This window comes from Bradyrhizobium murdochi, from assembly GCF_000472965.1.
Lineage (GTDB): Bacteria > Pseudomonadota > Alphaproteobacteria > Rhizobiales > Xanthobacteraceae > Bradyrhizobium > Bradyrhizobium murdochi.
Map to the genome: position 1 here is coordinate 801,724 of NZ_AXAU01000001.1, position 17,125 is coordinate 818,848.

The 17,125-nt window shown below is 63.5% G+C and carries 11 protein-coding genes; 3 read left to right on the forward strand and 8 right to left on the reverse strand.

What is annotated here, in order from left to right:
• Nucleotides 1-34 precede the first annotated feature (34 nt).
• From YUO_RS0104095 to YUO_RS0104110, 4 genes are read right to left on the reverse strand one after another with little or no spacing between them, the layout of a single operon-like run.
• Entirely contained in the window at nt 35-3,139 is a 3,105-nt protein-coding gene (locus YUO_RS0104095) for an efflux RND transporter permease subunit (RefSeq protein WP_028346144.1), read from the reverse strand.
• On the reverse strand, nt 3,140-6,289 hold the full coding sequence (locus tag YUO_RS0104100; protein WP_028346145.1) for an efflux RND transporter permease subunit: 3,150 nt from the start codon (nt 6,287-6,289) through the stop codon (nt 3,140-3,142). It abuts the gene before it with no gap.
• Between the two features lie 48 nt (nt 6,290-6,337).
• Complete coding sequence (locus YUO_RS0104105) at nt 6,338-7,729, reverse strand: efflux RND transporter periplasmic adaptor subunit (protein WP_028346146.1); 1,392 nt, start codon at nt 7,727-7,729, stop codon at nt 6,338-6,340.
• Nucleotides 7,719-9,179 (reverse strand): efflux transporter outer membrane subunit, encoded by a 1,461-nt coding sequence (locus YUO_RS0104110; protein ID WP_028346147.1) that lies wholly within the window; start codon nt 9,177-9,179, stop codon nt 7,719-7,721. The genes YUO_RS0104105 and YUO_RS0104110 overlap by 11 nt, the downstream gene beginning before the upstream one ends.
• 361 nt (nt 9,180-9,540) lie before the next feature.
• Here YUO_RS0104110 and YUO_RS0104115 point away from each other — a divergent pair, with 361 nt between their 5' ends.
• The 3 genes from YUO_RS0104115 to YUO_RS0104125 all read left to right on the forward strand — a co-directional run bounded on the left by YUO_RS0104115 (nt 9,541) and on the right by YUO_RS0104125 (nt 12,237).
• Nucleotides 9,541-9,822, forward strand: coding sequence for a hypothetical protein (locus YUO_RS0104115; RefSeq protein ID WP_028346148.1), 282 nt, complete (start codon nt 9,541-9,543; stop codon nt 9,820-9,822).
• A 55-nt stretch (nt 9,823-9,877) separates the two neighbouring features.
• On the forward strand, nt 9,878-11,107 hold the full coding sequence (locus tag YUO_RS0104120) for an SAM-dependent methyltransferase (RefSeq protein WP_028346149.1): 1,230 nt from the start codon (nt 9,878-9,880) through the stop codon (nt 11,105-11,107).
• An 89-nt stretch (nt 11,108-11,196) separates the two neighbouring features.
• Nucleotides 11,197-12,237, forward strand: coding sequence for a cysteine synthase A (locus tag YUO_RS0104125; protein ID WP_028346150.1), 1,041 nt, complete (start codon nt 11,197-11,199; stop codon nt 12,235-12,237).
• A 115-nt stretch (nt 12,238-12,352) separates the two neighbouring features.
• Here the strand turns inward: YUO_RS0104125 and YUO_RS0104130 are convergent, their stop codons facing one another.
• The 4 genes from YUO_RS0104130 to YUO_RS0104145 are packed head-to-tail and all read right to left on the reverse strand — an operon-like array spanning nt 12,353 to nt 16,873.
• Nucleotides 12,353-13,096, reverse strand: coding sequence for an amino acid ABC transporter ATP-binding protein (locus YUO_RS0104130; RefSeq protein ID WP_028346151.1), 744 nt, complete (start codon nt 13,094-13,096; stop codon nt 12,353-12,355).
• A 10-nt stretch (nt 13,097-13,106) separates the two neighbouring features.
• Nucleotides 13,107-14,630, reverse strand: a complete 1,524-nt coding sequence (locus tag YUO_RS0104135) for an amino acid ABC transporter permease (RefSeq protein WP_028346152.1) — start codon at nt 14,628-14,630, stop codon at nt 13,107-13,109.
• Nucleotides 14,627-15,832 carry an amino acid ABC transporter permease gene (locus YUO_RS0104140; protein WP_028346153.1) on the reverse strand — a complete coding sequence of 402 codons (1,206 nt, stop codon included), beginning with the start codon at nt 15,830-15,832 and terminating at the stop codon, nt 14,627-14,629. The genes YUO_RS0104135 and YUO_RS0104140 overlap by 4 nt, the downstream gene beginning before the upstream one ends.
• A 24-nt stretch (nt 15,833-15,856) precedes the next feature.
• A complete protein-coding gene (locus tag YUO_RS0104145) occupies nt 15,857-16,873 on the reverse strand; it encodes an amino acid ABC transporter substrate-binding protein (protein ID WP_028346154.1) in 1,017 nt (338 codons plus the stop codon).
• Nucleotides 16,874-17,125: the final 252 nt, after the last annotated feature.

Sequence of the window (17,125 nt, forward strand, 5' to 3'; positions counted from 1 at the left end):
GCCCGCTATACGCTTTCCGCAGGTAGTAATCCAACTATTCGGCAGGCGCGGCGATCGCCGCCGGCCGGGATCGCTGCCGCAGCCGGTCGATCAGAAGGTAGATGACCGGCGTGGTGTACAGCGTCAGGATCTGCGAAACCAAAAGTCCGCCGATGATGGTGATGCCGAGCGGCCGGCGCAGCTCGGTGCCGGGGCCGGTGGCGATGACCAGCGGAATGCCGGCGAACAACGCCGCCATCGTCGTCATCAGAATGGGGCGGAAGCGGGCGCGGCAGGCCTCGAAGATCGCGTCAGCCGACGACAGGCCGCGGTGGCGCTCGGCATCGAGCGCGAAATCCACCATCATGATGCCGTTCTTCTTGACGATGCCGATCAACAGGATGATGCCGACAAAGGCGATCACGGTGAGCGGCGTATTGGTCACCTGCAACGCCAGCAGCGCGCCGAGGCCCGCGGACGGCAGGGTCGAGATGATCGTGATCGGATGCGCCAGGCTCTCATAGAGCACGCCGAGCACGATATACATCGCCACCAATGCCCCGAGGATCAGCAGCGGCTGCCGCCCGCTGGTCTTGTTGAAGTCGCCGGCACTGCCGTCGAAACTGCCGCGGATTCCCTCCGGCATGTGCAGTTCCTCGACCGCGCGCTGGATATTGGAGGTCGCGACCTCCAGCGGCACATCGGGCAGCAGGTTGAACGAAACCGTCGTCGAGGGAAACGATTGCGAGTGGTACACCGCAAGCGGCGACAGGCCGCGCTGGTAGCGCACCACGGCCGATAGCGGCACCTGGGCGTCGTTGGCGCCTGCTACATAAATGCGCTCCAAATTGGAAGGATCGCTCTGGAATTTCGGATCGATTTCCAGCACCACCATGTACTGGTTGCGCTGGGTATAGATGATCGAAATCTGGCGCTGTGCGAAGGCGTTGTTCAGGGCGTTGTCGATGTCCTGGACGCTAACGCCGAGGCTCGAAGCGGTCTTGCGGTCGATCACCAGCGACAATTGCAGCCCGCCGGGATCGCGGTCGCTGGAGATGTCGGTGATGCCCTCCACCGTCTCCATGCGCTTGGCGACCAGCGGCGCCCATTTCTGCAGGAGCTCGAGATTCGTGCTCGACAGCGTGTACTGGTAATCGGAATCGCTTTGCCGGCCGCCGGTGCGGAGGTCCTGTGCCGCGAACATGAACAGGCGGATGCCGGCGACCCGGTAGAGATTCTTGCGCAGGCGATCGATCACCTGCGCCGTCGACATGCCGGCCCGCTCCTCCGGCGGCTTCAGGCTGATGAACATGGTGCCGCGGTTGGACCCGCCGCCGCCCGGACCGGCGGTGCCGCCGAGTGAAGAGCCAATGGCGGCGACTGCCGGATCGGCCATCACGATGTCGGCCAATTGTTGCTGCAGCCCGAGCATCGCCTGGAACGAGGTATCGGGAGATGCGCGTGTCGCGCCGATCACAAGACCGCTGTCGTCGGTCGGGAAGTAGCCCTTCGGCGTCTTGATATAGAGCACCACCGTCAGCGCAATGGTGGCAAAGAACACCAGCAGGGTCAGGAACGGGAAGCCGAGCACCGCCCGCAGCGTCCAGGTGTAGAAGGAAACGATGCGCGACAGCGTGCCCTCGACCAGCCGGTCGAACCAGGTCGCGCGATCGGAGGTCGCTTCCTTGATATAATGCGCGCAGATCATCGGCGTGATCGTGAGCGACACAACGGTCGACACCAGGATGGCAAAGGTCAGCGTCAGCGAGAATTCGCGCAATAGTCTCCCGACGATCCCGTCCATGAAAATCAGCGGCGTAAACGCCGCGATCAGCGACAGGCTGATCGACAGCACGGTAAAGCCGATCTGCTTGGCACCTTCGACCGCCGCCGGATACGGCGCCATGCCATGTTCGAGGTTGCGGTACATGTTCTCGATCATGACGATGGCGTCGTCGACCACGAAGCCGACGGAAATCGCCAGCGCCATCAGCGACAGATTGTCGATCGAGAAGCCGGCGAGCCACATCCCGGCGCAGGTGCCGGCCAGCGCCAGCGGCACGGAGACGCCTGCCGCAATGGTCGGCGTCAACCGGCGCAGGAACGCGAACACGACCACCATGACGAGAAATGCCGTCGCCAGCAGCGTGTACTGCATATCGAGCACGCTGGCGCGGATGGTGCCGGTGCGGTCGACGAGGGTCGAAATTTCCACGCCGCCGGGCAGCCACTGCTTCAGTTCCGGCAGCAGCGCCCTCACCCGATCGACAGTATCGATCACGTTGGCATCGCCCTGCTTGGTGATCTGGATCAGGACTGCCGGCTGCTTGTTGAACCAGGCGATCGAGCGGCTGTTGCGGACGGAGTCCTCGACCTCGGCGACATCGGCGAGGCGGACGAAATTGCCGGCCGAGCTCTTGATGATGATGTCGCGGAACTCGGCCGCGGTACGCATCTGCTTGTTGGTCGAGATCGTCTCGCTCTGGCGGCCGCCGTTGAAGATCCCGACCGGCCCGAGCGGATTGGCATTGATGATCGCGAGCCGCACATCGTCAGTCGCGATCCCGGCATTCGACAGCGCCACCGGGTTGAGCGCAATCCGTACCGCTGGCTGGTCGGCGCCGGTGACGTTGACTTCGCCCACCCCCGGAACCTGCGAGATGCGCTGCGCAATCACGGTATCGGCGACGTCGTACATCGCACTCGTCGTCAGCGTCTTCGACGTCAGTGCCAGCACGAACACCGGGGCAGCCGCGGGATTGGCTTTGCGAAAGCGTGGCAACGACGGCAGGTCGGTCGGCAGATCCGCCAGCGAAGCGTTGATCGCAGCCTGCACGTCGCGCGCGGCGCGGTCGATGTTGCGGCCGATCGAGAACTGCAACTGGATACTGGTGGTGCCGAGCGAACTGGTCGAGGTGATCCGGTCAAGGCCCGCAATCTGGCCGAGCCGGCGTTCCAGCGGCGCGGCAACCGTCGAGGCCATCACGGAAGGATCGGCGCCAGGACGCGTGGCGGACACCCGGATCATCGGGAAGTCGACATTGGGCACCGATGAGACCGGCAGAAAAACATAGGCGACCATACCGACCAGGAAGAGCCCGATCGCCAGCAGCGTGGTGCCCACCGGCCGGCGGATGAAGGGCTCCGAGATCGATGCCATCTACTGCATCCCCTCGGTGGCGCCGGCGACCGGCGGCCCGGTGGGCCCGGGGTCCGGCACCGCCTTCTGAATTTTCCGGTTGAGCCGGTCGAGCGCCAGGTAAATCACCGGTGTCGTATAGAGCGTCAGCAACTGGCTGAGCAGCAAGCCGCCGATGATGGAAATGCCGAGCGGAAAGCGCAATTCTGCGCCGGTGCCGCTTTCGATCGCCAGCGGCAGCGCGCCGAACAGCGCCGCCAGCGTCGTCATCATAATGGGGCGGAAGCGCAACAGGCAGGCCTGCACGATAGCCTCGGAAGGCGACATGCCCTGATGCCGTTCGGCTTCAAGCGCGAAGTCGATCATCATGATCGCGTTCTTCTTGACGATGCCCATCAACAGGATGATGCCGATCAGGCCGATCACCGACAGATCCTCCCCGAACAGCATCAGCGCCAGAATGGCGCCGACGCCGGCGGACGGCAGCGTCGAGAGAATGGTGATCGGGTGAATGTAGCTCTCATAGAGCACGCCGAGCACGATGTAGATGGTAACGATCGCCGCTAGAATGAGCCATGGCTGGCCGGCCAAGGACTTGGAGAATTCGGCCGCATCGCCCGAGTAGACGCCGACGATGCTGCCGGGCATGCCGATCCTGGTCTCGATCCGCTTGACCGCCTCGACGGCATCGCCCAGCGCCTCGCCGGGGGCGAGATTGAAACTGAGCGAGACCGCCGGAAACTGCGCGAGATGCGAGATCGCCAGCGGCGCGGTAGTGCGGGTCAGCGTCGCCACCGCCGACAGCGGCACCTGGGCGCCGGGCGCGCCGGCGATCGCGCTCGCAGCCCCCGGGAGATAGAGTTTCGACAGGATCGACGGATCGCGCTGGTACATCGGCATCGCCTCCAGCACCACGCGATACTGGTTGGCCTGGCCATAGATCGTCGAAATCTGCCGCTGCGCAAAGGCGTCGTTGAGGGTGTCGTTGACCGCCTGGAGGCTGACGCCGAGTTGGCCCGCGCGCTGGCGATCGATGTTGAGCGCGGCGCGCAAGCCGCCCTCCTGTGCTTCCGACGAGACATCGCGGAACAGCGGATCCCGGCGCATCTCGGCAATGAGCTTCTGCGACCACAGCGAGATCTGCGCGGCATCGGTGCCGGTCAGCGTATACTGGTACTGCGAGCGGCTCGACTGGGTCGAGATCTGCACGTCCTGCACCGGCTGGAAATAGATGGTCATGCCGGGAATTTTCGCTGTGCGCTGTTTCAGCCGGTCGACCACCACGGAAATATCATCGTGCCGCTCGCCACGCGGCCTAAGCGTCATCACCAGACGCCCGACATTGGTGGTCGGATTGACCGATCCGGCCCCGATCACGGAGACGACGCCGATCACGTCCGGATCGGCCTGGATCGCGGCCGCCGCCGTTGCCTGCCGGCTTTGCATCTCGGCAAAGGAAACGTCGGGACCGGCCTCGGTCACTGCGACGATCGAGGCGGTATCCTGCAGCGGCAGAAAGCCCTTCGGCGCGATCACGTACATGATTAGCGTCGCGGCGATGGTGGCGAACGTCACCACAAGGGTCGCGCGCTGGCGCTGCAGCACCCACAGCAGCGTGCGATGGTAGAAGGCGACCATGCGGTCGATGAAGCGGCTGACGGCGGCAAGCCCCGGGACCGTCATCTCTTCCCCGACATGCTTCAATAGCCGCGAACACATCATAGGCGTCAGCGTCAGCGACACGATCGCCGAGGTCACGACCGCAATCGTCAGCGTCAGCGCAAATTCGCGGAACATGCGCCCGACCAGCCCGGACATGAACAGCAGCGGGATGAAGACCGCGATCAGCGACACCGTCAGCGAAATCACGGTGAAGCCGATTTCGCTGGCGCCCTTCAGCGACGCCTCCATTACCGATTCGCCGTTCTCCATGTGGCGGACGATGTTCTCGATCATCACGATGGCGTCGTCGACCACGAAGCCGGTGCCGATCGTCAGCGCCATCAGCGACAGATTGTCGAGGCTGAAGCCGCAAAAATACATGATGCCGAAGCTCGTGATCAGCGACAGCGGCAGCGCCACGCCCGCGATCAGGGTCGCGCGCAGCGACCGCAGGAACAGCAACACCACCAGCGTGACCAGCACCACGGAAAGGATCAGCGTGAACTGGACGTCCCGCACCGAGGCGCGGATGGTGACGGTGCGGTCGGAGACGATGTTCAGATTGACGCCGGCCGGGATCGCGCGCTGCACCTTGGGTATTTCGTCGCGGATCTGCCTGACGACGTCGATCACATTGGCGCCGGGTTGGCGCTGGATGTCGATGATCACGGCCGGCGTGCCCTGATACCAGCCGCCGGTCCGGTCGTTCTCCAGCCCATCGACGATGGTGGCGACGTCGCCGATTGTGACAGGTGAGCCATTGCGATAGGCGATGATGATGGGCTTGTAGGCCTCCGCTACTGCGATCTGGTCGTTGGCGGCGATGGTGTAGGCCTGCTGCGCGCCGTCGAGCGAACCCTTTGGCCCGGAGACGTTGGCGCCCGCGATGGCGTTACGTAAATCTTCCATCGAGATGCCGTAGGCAGCGAGCCGCGCCAGATCGGCTTGCACCCGCACCGCAGGCTTGAGCCCGCCGAGGATGGCAACGCGCCCGACGCCGGAAATCTGGCTGAGCCGCTGTCCCAGGATCGTGTCGGCGATATCGCTCATGGCGCGCAGCGAAATCGTCTCCGACGTCAGCGCCAGGGTCAGGACCGGTGCATCCGCCGGGTTTACCTTGGCGTAGGTCGGCGGATACGGCAGATTCCTTGGCAGGACACCTGCCGCTGCGTTGATGGCCGCCTGCACGTCCTGGGTGGCGCCGTCGATGTCGCGGTTGAGGTCGAACTGCAGCGAGATCTGGCTGACGCCGAACGAACTGGTCGACTGCATCGAGGACAGCGAGGGAATCTGCCCGAGCTGGCGCTCCAGCGGCGCCGTGATGAGCGAGGCGACCACGTCGGGGCTGGCGCCCGGCAGTTGCGTCGTCACCTGCACGGTCGGGAAATCGACCTGCGGCAACGCCGATACAGGCAGCGCCCAGTAGCCGAGCGCGCCGCCGATCATCAGCGCGATCCCGAGTAGCGAGGTTGCGATCGGCCGGCGGATGAACGGTTCGGAGACGCTCATGGTTGCGTGCTCACTTTACGAATTCATTTCAGGCGTGCGGCGCATCGATCATGGCTGCGATTTCGCAGCGCCGCCGCGCGCTGGCTCGGCTGGTGCCGGGCCGGTTTGTCCCTTTTGATCGCCCTCGCCGCGCTCGCGCTTGCCGCGGCGCTCGCCATCGTTTGCTTGCCCCTCCTTGCCCGGACCTGCCTTGGCATCGGGGCTGCGGCTGCGCTTGCGCGGCGCGAGGTCGGCGGTCGGCGCCCTGTCGTCGGTGCCGATCAAGACATTGGCGCCGTCGGAGAGATTGGCAAAGCCGGTGGTCACCACGCGGTCGGAGATCGAAAGGCCGCTCGCGATGACGGCATCGTTTTCGTTCTGCTGCGTCACCACGACCGGCTTTGCTGTCGCGACGTTGTCGGGGCCGATCACATAGCTGAATGTCCCAACCGGACCACGTTGCACCGCCGAACTCGGCACCACGATCGCCTTCTCCAGCGTTTCGACCTTCAGCCGCACATTGACGAACTGTCCGGGCCAGAGCTGGAATTTGGCGTTGGGAAACTCCGCCTTCAGCTTCAGCGTGCCGGTGGTCGGATCGACCTGGTTGTCGATGCCTTTGAGCGTACCGGTGTCGATGACGGTCACGCCGTCATTGCCGAACACGTCCACCGTCAGCACGCCTTTGGCGGCGGCAGCGTTGACCCGCACGATCTGCTGCTGCGGCAGGCTGAACTGCACGGCGATCGGCTGCAGTTGGGTGATGATGACGAGGCCGGTGACGTCGGAGGCGCGGATGATGTTGCCCTGATCGACCTGGCGCAGGCCGGCGCGCCCAGACAACGGCGCGATGACCTTGGTATAGCCGAGCATCGCCTTGGCATTGTCGATGGCGGCTTGATCGGCCTGCACCAGCGCCTCCTGCTGGGCGACCACGGCGCGCTGCGTATCGGCCTGCTGCTTGGAGCCGGCATTTGACGCGGCGAGCTGCTGATAGCGCGCCAGATCGAGCCTCTGGTTGGCGAGCAGCGCTTCGTCCTGCGCCTTCTTCGCCACCGCCTGGTCATACTGTGCCTGGTAGATCACGGGATCGATTTCGGCCAGCACGTCGCCCTGCTTGACGTCCTGGCCTTCCACGAAGTTCACCTTGATCAGCTTGCCGTCGACCTGGGCGCGCACCGTCACCGTGTTCAGCGCGCGGACCGAGCCTACGGCATCGAGATAGACAGGCACATCCTGCGTGCGTGGCATAGCCGCCAGCACCGGCACCGGGAGATCGGGACGTGCGCCGGGCCCGCCACGGCCCGTCTGTTTCTGCTGAAAGGCGTTCCAGCCGAGATAGCCGAGCCCGCCGAGGATCAACAGCGTGATCGAAAGCGACACCATCCGCCGGCCAATGCCGCGCACGACGCGCCTGCGCGTCGTCTTCGGGTCGTCCTTCACTTCCGGCTTAAAGAGCATTGACCGGCCTTTCCATCCTGGGCTCCCAGCCGCCCCCCAGCGCCTGATAGAGGCTGACGATTGCCAGCAGCCGGGCCAGTTGAGCCTGCGACAGCGCATCCTCGGCCTGGAACAATGTTAGCTGCGTATTTAGCACAACTACGATGTCGGCAGTCCCGGCCCGCAACTGCTGCTCGGACAATTCAAACGCCCGCCGCGACGACGCCACGACCTCGCGCTGCAGCCGCAGCCTCTCGGTGGTCTGGCGGATCGACATCAGGGCGTTATCGACATCGGCAAAGGCCTGCACCACCGTCTTGCGGTAGGTCTGCAGCAGTTCATCCTGCAGCGCCTTGGTGAGTTCGAAATTGCCGAGGATCCTGCCGCCGTCGAAGATCGGTTGGGTCAGGCTGCCGACCATGCTGAAGAACGCGGCTTGCGGCTGAAACAGCGCCGTCAACGCCGAGCTTTGATAACCGCCCTGCCCCGTCAGCTGAATGCTCGGAAAGAACTGCGCGCGGGCGCTGCCGACATTGGCGGTGGCCGAGGCAAGCTGCGCTTCCTGCCGGCGGATGTCAGGGCGCTGCGTCAGCAACTCGGAAGGCAGGCCCGGCGTGACGCGTGGGGCGGCAATCCGATTGAGGGTTCCGCCGGTGACACGCACGGATTCCGGCGGGCGCGACACCAAAATTGCCAGCGCGTTGATGTTCTGGTCGAGCGTCTGCCGGAGCGGCGGCACCAGCGCACGCTGATTGGCCACCACGCTTTCCTGTTGCGCGACGTCGAGGTCGGTACCGGTACCGGCTTTGAAGCGCTCCTTGATGGCATTGAGGATGCGCTCGGCGCTCGCGATGTTTCGCTGTGCGGTACGAATCCGGTCCTGCGCGGCGAGCACCTGAAAATAGGCATTGGCTACCGTCGTCAGCGTGGTCAGCGCGATGACGTCGCGGTCAAAGCGGCTGGCAACCGCAGTCTCCTCCGCCGCCTGGGCGGCGTCGCGGTTCTTGCCCCAGAAATCCAATTCGTAGCTGGCGCTAAGCGATGCCGAATAGTTGACCACCTCTCGGCCGCCAATGGACAGGCCGCTGCTGCTCGAACGGGAGGTGCGGGAATAGCTTTCCGACCCGGTAGCGCTGAGAGTTGGCAGCAGCGCCGCGCCCGCGATTCGCGCCTGCGCATCGGCCTGCCTGAACCGCGCGGTGGCGGCCGCAATATCCAGATTGACGGTCTGCGCCTCTTCCATCAGGCCCGTTAGCTCCCGCGAACGAAATCCGCGCCACCAGTCGAGCGTCGGAGGTGCATCCGTGGCCTTCGAAAGCCGGGCCGCCTTGTAGCCTTCGGGGATGTCGAGCGCAGGGTCGGGAAGGTCCTTGGTCAGGATGCAGCCCGCGGAGCTGGCGACGAGCCCAAGCACGGCAAGCGATCGCGCCAGCCGCTTGCCGCCCGGAATGAGAACAGGCCAACCTTCGATCGCAGCAGTTGCAATTCGCTGGCTCACACCCGTTCTCCACCGGGCAAGTCCCGGCCCGGCGCAATATGCGCGCTTCTCCTGTTGGGCTGCGATACGTTCACAGGGGGTGATGCTTCCGTTGGAACCGAACGGCGATATTAGCCTTGCGACCAGCACGCGGACAGCCCCGCGCAGCCTCTCGCCGATCATGCGTTCGGGTGTGTAAAACGGGCGGCAAAGAGCTCAATTCCCCTTGTTTTATAGGGTTTGGAACAATATCGGGACGCCGCAGCACCGCCGAATTCTTACGAAGATTTCATGGGGCTTTTCCCCTGTTCTGACGCCCCGATACCGGCTCGTCGCACAGCGGAGCCCCCGGCCTGTGGCCGAATTGAAACTCCAGGAACAGCCGAATCTCGCGCATCGACCGGACACCGTTTCCACGAGACTCGGCCATCGCTTCGGCTATCGCGTGACAAGCCTGCTGATCGATCTGGACGTGGCCGACTCAAATCGCTGCTGCTCTGCATCACCTGCGGCTCTACAGTTTCCAGGAGGCATGTGGGCCGAATGCACGGCAGGCGCGGCCTTCAATACCGGCTTGGCGAGCGGAAAAATCACCGTTTATACTTCGCCGGCGTTGTCCACCCGTGCCAAGCATTGAAGCAGGGTCGATCGGCCATGCGAAGCCCGGTAAACCGCAATTCGATGGATCGCACATGCCCGAGTTGATTTCGGTCACATCGGAAACTGTAGACGCGACGTTTCCGGAATTGCCCCGCATGGCCCGGCTGGCGCTGGGCTTTGGTTCAAAGCTGCAACGCGGCACGCTCGACGTGACGCTGGCCGACGGGCGCGTGGTCCGGTTGGGCGGCAACGCGCCGGGTCCTGCCGCCGTGATGAAGATTTACGATTACGGCTTTGCCTCGCGGCTCTTGCGCGGCGGCGACATCGGCATTGCCGAAGCCTATCTGTGCGGAGAGTGGGACACGCCCGACCTCACGCAATTCCTCTATCTATTCTGCGTCAACCAAGACTGGATGCAGACCATGCTGATCGGCAACCCGCTGACGCGCACCTTCCAGGCCGTCAGACATTGGCTCAACCGCAACACAAAGCGGCAGGCTCGCCGCAACATCTATGCGCATTACGACATTGGCAACGCCTTCTATTCGGCGTGGCTCGATCCGAGCATGACCTATTCGTCGGCACTGTTCGAGGATAACACACCCGACCTGACGGCCGCGCAGCACAACAAATACCAGCGGCTCGCCGAGGCCATCGATCTGCGGCCGGGCCAGAAGCTGTTGGAGATCGGCTGCGGATGGGGCGGCTTTGCCGAATATGCTGCCAAGACGTTCGGCGCCAAGGTCGTAGGCCTCACCATCAGCAAGGAACAGCGCGATTTCGCACAGGCGCGCATTCAGAACGCGGGACTCAGCGATAGGGTCGAGATCAAGCTCAGGGATTACCGCGACGAGCGCGACCGCTATGACCGGATCGTCTCGATCGAGATGATCGAGGCGGTCGGCGAGCAATTCTGGCCGAAATATTTTTCACAGTTGCGCGACCGCCTGCTGCCTGGGGGGCTGGCCGGCATTCAGGCCATCACCATCCAGGACCGCCTGTTCCACGCCTATCGCCGCGAGGTCGATTTCATCCAGCGCTACGTCTTTCCGGGCGGCATGCTGCCGTCGCCGCAGATCCTGAAAACGCTCGGCGAACGCTTCGGCGTTCCCGTCATCAGCGAACGTATCTTTGGGCAAGATTATGCCAAGACGCTCGCGATCTGGCGAAGCAATTTCCGCGCAGCCTGGCCGAACCTGACGCCGTCGGGTTTCGACGATCGCTTTCGGCGGCTGTGGGAATATTACCTCGCCTATTGCGAGGCCGGTTTCCTGTCCGGAAATATCGACGTGCGCCAGGTGGTGTTTGCAAAATCGGGCTGATAGCCTGCCCCAACGCTGGCTTGTATGGCTGGCGGCCCTCCTTTAGGGTCGCCTAACGATTAGGCAAACAAACCGGCGATTTCAAAGTCATGGCCTTCAACAAAGACGTCATCGAAGCGATCGGCAACACGCCCCTCATCAAGCTGAAGCACGCTTCGGAAGCGACCGGCTGCACCATTCTCGGCAAAGCCGAATTCATGAATCCCGGCCAGTCGGTCAAGGACCGGGCCGGCAAATGGATGATCCTCGAAGCCGAAAAGCGCGGCGACCTCAAGCCGGGCGGGCTCGTGGTGGAATCGACCGCCGGCAATACCGGCATCGGGCTCGCCGTGGTCGCCAACGCCCGCGGTTACCGCACGCTGATCCTGATCCCGGAAACGCAGAGCCAGGAAAAGAAGGACATGCTGCGGCTGTGCGGCGCCGAGCTCGTCGAGGTGCCGCAACTCCCCTACGCCAATCCCAACAACTACCAGCATGTCGGGCGGCGGCTCGCCGACCAGCTTCGCAAGACCGAGCCGAACGGCGTTTTGTTCGCCGACCAGTGGAACAATCTCGACAATGCCAAGGCGCACTACGAATCCACCGGACCCGAGATCTGGGAGCAGACCGGCGGCAAGGTCGACGGCTTCATCTGCTCTGTCGGCACCGGCGGCACGCTCGCGGGCGTCAGCCGCTTTCTGAAGGAGAAGAACAAGGACATCGTGACCGCCTGTGCCGATCCGCACGGCTTTGCGATGTACGAGCTGTTCAAGCATGGTCAGGCCAAATCGACGCCAGGCGACTCGATCACCGAAGGCATCGGACTCGGCCGCGTCACGCCCATCATCGAGACCGCAGTTGTCGACGATGCTTTCCTGGTTTCCGACGAGGAAGCCGTAACGGTGATCTACGAACTGGTCGAGCAGGAAGGCCTCTGCCTCGGCGGCTCCACCGGTATCAACGTCGCTGGCGCGATCCGATTGGCAAAGCAGCTCGGACCCGGCAAGACCATCGTCACCATGCTGGCCGATTCCGGCGGCCGCTATCAGTCAAAGCTGTTCAATCCGGCATTCATGCGCTCCAAGAACCTGCCGGTGCCGGCATGGCTGGAGAAGCGCACCAAGATCGACGTGCCGTTCGAGAAGGTGTGAGCGGATTTCGTAGGGTGGGCAAAGGCGCTCTTGCGCCGTGCCCACCATCTATCGGACCGCGACACTGTTGGTGGGCACGCTGCGCTTTGCCCACCCTACGCGACTACAGCAGCCGCTAGTGCCGCAAGATCTGGCTCAGGAACAGCTTCGTCCGCGCGTGCTGCGGGTTGGCGAAGAATTCCTGCGGCGTGTTCGACTCGATGACCTGGCCCGCGTCCATGAAGACGACGCGGTTGGCGACTTCGCGGGCAAATCCCATTTCGTGGGTGACGACCAGCATGGTCATGCCTTCCTTGGCGAGGTCGACCATGGTGTCGAGCACTTCCTTGACCATTTCCGGGTCGAGCGCCGAAGTCGGCTCGTCGAACAGCATCACCTTCGGATTCATGGTCAGCGCGCGGGCAATGGCGACGCGCTGCTGCTGACCGCCCGACATCTGGCCGGGATATTTGTTGGCCTGATGCGGGATCTTGACCCGCTCCAGGAATTTCATCGCGGTCGCCTCGGCGTCCTTTTTCGGAATGTTGCGTACCCAGATCGGCGCCAGTGTGCAGTTCTCCAGCACGGTCAGGTGCGGAAACAGGTTGAAGCTCTGGAACACCATGCCGACCTCGCGGCGGACTTCATCCACCCGCCGCAGGTTCGGGCCGAGTTCGATGCCCTCGACCACGATCTGGCCTTCCTGGAATTCCTCCAGCGCGTTGATGCAGCGGATCAGCGTCGACTTGCCCGAGCCTGAGGGGCCGCAGATCACGATGCGCTCGCCCTTGGCGACATCGAGGTTGATGTCGCGCAGGACGTGAAAATCGCCGTACCATTTGTTGAGTGCGTTGATGCCAACGATCGAGTTTGCGGTCATGGTGATGTACTCAGTTGCGACGATGGGCGTTCAGCCGGTTCTCGACGAACAGCGAGTAACGCGACATCCCGAAGCAGAAGACGAAATAGATCAGTCCGGTAAAGGCAAAGCCGGTGAACAGCGTCGTCGGCGTCGACCAGACCGGATCGCTGAAGGAAGCCCTGAGCTGCCCCAGGAGATCGAACAGCGCGACGATCGAGACCAGCGAGGTATCCTTGAATAGCGCGATGAAGCTGTTGACGAGGCCTGGGATGACGTGGCGCAGCGCCTGTGGCATCACGATCAGCGCCGTGGTCTTGGCCCAGGACAGGCCAAGCGCGCTCGCCGCCTCCGCCTGCCCCCGCGGAATCGCCGCCAGGCCGCCGCGGATCACTTCGGCCTGGTAGGCGCCGGCGAACAGTGCAATGCCGATCAGGGCACGCATCAGCCCGTCGATGGTGAAGCCGGCCGGGACGAACAGCGGTAGCATATAGGTTGCGAAGAACAGCACCGTAATCAGCGGAACGCCGCGCCAGAACTCGATGAAGGCAATCGAGAAAATCCGGATCAGCGGAATGGTCGAGCGCCGCCCCAGCGCCAGCGCAATGCCGACGGGCATCGAGGCGACGATGCCGGTAACGGATACCACCAGCGTCACCAATAGGCCGCCCCACAATCGCGTGTCGACCTCCGGAAGTCCACCGTTATCGAGCCCCATCACCGCGATCACCAGCGCGATGGCGACAAAGACCCCAAGGCAGGTGATGAGCGGACGCCAGCCGGCGCGCAAGCCGCCGCCGAGCCAGAACAGCAGCGCCGAAACGATCACCGTGGTCGCGCCGAGATCAGCCCAGACCGGCTGGCCGGAGGCCTGGATCTGGTCGCGCAGCGAGGTCAGCGGCAGCAGCACCCAGCCGACGATCGTGCTCAGCAGCACGATCAGCTTGCCGATGACCCATAGCAGCGGGCCGATGACGGCCGTCGCCTCGCCGGAGGCCACCAGCTTCCTGCCGCCGTCGCCGATACTGTCGTTGAAGCCCGCGAGAAGCCCGGCCGTCCAGCTCACGCCGAAGCCGCCGATCCCGCCGCCGCGCAGCAGGAAGAAGCCAATGACGGGAAACGCCAGGAAGAACAGGATGGCGTTCGGACCCTTGGCCGGCAAACGCGGAATCAGCAGCGGCACCAAGAGGATCGCGGCAAGAATGAAGGTCAAATTGACCCGCCAGCGTTCCGGCTCCGGATAGAATCCGTAGATGAATTGCGAGAACTTGGCCTGAATGAAGGGCCAGCAGGCGCCGACTACATCGGTCGGATTTTTCGGGAGGCAGGCGGTGCGGTCCTTGCCGATCCAGACCGCATCGACGAACGCGAATTTCAGCGCGGGTACCAGGATGACCCACAGCAACAACACGCTGACGATCGTGATCAGGATATTGGTCGGCGAATTGAACAGCCGCGTACGCAGGAAGCCGATGAAGCCGGTGGTCTTCACGGGCGCGGCCCGCTCGGGCACGAGGTCTTGGCGGACGAAAATGGATGAAGTCGTGTCGCTCATCCGCCCATGCTCCGGCTGATCCGCCATCCATAGAAACTCATGATTGCGCTGGTGACCAGCGAGATCAGGAGATAGACGCCCATGGTGATACCGATGATTTCGATCGCCTGCCCGGTCTGGCTCAGCGTGGTTCCGGCGAACACCGAGACCAGATCGGGATAGCCAATCGCGACCGCCAGCGAGGAGTTCTTGGTCAGGTTGAGATACTGGTTGGTGAGCGGTGGCAGGATCACGCGCATCGCCTGCGGGATCACGATCAGCCGCAGCACCGAACCGCGCTGCAGCCCGAGCGAGGAGCCGGCTTCCATCTGGCCCTTATGCACGGAGAGAATGCCCGCGCGCACGATCTCGGCGATGAAGGCTGCCGTGTAGGTCGACAACGCCAGCGTCAGCGCGACGAATTCCGGTATCAGCCGCGAGCCGCCGGCGAAGTTGAAGCCCCTGAGCACGGGCACCTCAAACGTGACAGGTACGCCGAAGATCAGCACGCTGAGCAGCGGCAGGCCGATCAACATGCCGAGCGCATAGGGCCAGACCTTGATCACCGTGCCGCTCTGGAAGAGCTGACGGCGTGCGTATCGCCACAATGCGATCGCGGCGACGATCGCAACCAGCACGGCGACGACAAACGGCTCGAAGCCGGCCTGGCCGATCGGCTTCGGAATGACCAGCCCGCGGTTGCTGAGAAAGAAACTGTCGAAGACCGAGATGCTCTGCCGCGGATTGGGCAAAGCGGCGAGCACCGCGAGATACCAGAACAGGATCTGGAACAGCAGCGGCAGGTTGCGGATCAGTTCGACATAGCCGCCCGAGATTCGCGCCAGTAGCCAGTTCGGCGACAGCCGGCCGAGGGCAATCAGAAAGCCGATCAGGGTGGCGAAGAAGATGCCGATCACAGAGACCAGCAACGTGTTGAGCAGGCCAACCACAAAGACGCGCGTGTAGGGATCGGACCCCGAATAGGGGATCAGGCTCTGGCTGACGTCAAAGCCGGCATTGTTGGCAAGGAAGCCGAAGCCCGCGGTGATCCGCTGCGCCTGCAAATTGGCGCGGGCATTGGCGACGATCTCGTAGGAGATCCACGCGAGCGCGGCGACGAACAGCAGTTGGAGGACGAAGCCGCTCCAGCCAGCACGGCCGCCGAGCGCGCGCTGCAGCCTGGTAAGTAGCTGCGATGGTGGTTTTCGGGGTTCGATGGCCATCGCCGCAGCCCCTCTCGCTGGCGCTTAGCGGATCGGCGGGGCGTACTGGATACCGCCCTTGCTCCAGAGTTGGTTGAGGCCGCGGGCAATACCGAGCTTGGAGCCGGAACCGACATTGCGCTCGAAGGACTCGCCGTAATTGCCGACCGCCTTCACGATCCGCACCATCCAGTCCTTGGTCAGGCCGAGTTGCTCGCCCAGATTGCCGTCCGTGCCGACGGCGCGCTTGACCTCGGGTTTGTCGGACTTGACCATCTCGTCCACATTCTTCTGTGTCAAGCCGAGCTCTTCGGCGCCGACCATCGCATAAAGCGTCCATTTCACGATATCGAACCACTGATCGTCGCCATGGCGGACCATCGGCCCGAGCGGTTCTTTCGAGATCACCTCGGGCAGCACGACGTGCTCGGCCGGGTTGGCGACCTTCAAGCGTTCGGCATAGAGCTGGGAGACGTCGGAGGTGAAGACGTCGCAGCGGCCGGATTCATAGGCCTTGATGGTCTCGTCGGCGGTCGCGAACGCGATCACCTCGTACTTCATGTTGTTGCCCTTGAAGTAGTCGGCGAGGTTTTGCTCGGTCGTGGTGCCGGTCTGCACGCAAACCGACGCACTGTTGAGCTCCAGCGCCGAATTCACCTTCAGCGACTTCTTCACCAGGAAGCCTTGGCCGTCATAATAGGTGACGCCGGTGAAGTTGGCGCCCAGCGAAGTATCGCGCGACAGCGTCCAGGTGGTGTTGCGGGACAGCACGTCGATCTCGCCCGACTGCAGCGCGGTGAAACGGTCCTTGGCCGAGAGCGGGACGAACTTGATCTTGGTCGCGTCGTTGAAAACGGCAGCCGCGATCGCGCGGCAGATGTCGACGTCGAGCCCGGTCCAGTTACCCTTGTCGTCCGGCGTCGAGAAGCCTGGCAGGCCCTGGCTGACGCCACAGGACAGCATGCCCCGGTCCTTGACCGTCTTGAGGGTTTGCGCCGAGGCGGCCTGGGCCGAGAGGCCGGCGGCAAGGGCAAGGGTAACAACCAAAGATACGCGTTTCATGGGTTAGGCCTTTCAAAGGGACGTCCGGAGATCGTTTTAGGCAACGCCTGACGTTGTGGGGCCAACCCGCTGATCCCTCGCTGAAAAGCATCGTCCCGACCGTGCATTTAGCGTGCCAGTCCGGTCAGGCGGTGGATCTGATATCGCGGCAGGCCCCTCAACTTGCAGCGACTGTTCGTTGGCGCGCATCTCAGAACGACTGGCGTGCCGGGTCAAGGGGTTGACTGCCCTCTTCTGTCTCTTGTTATTAAC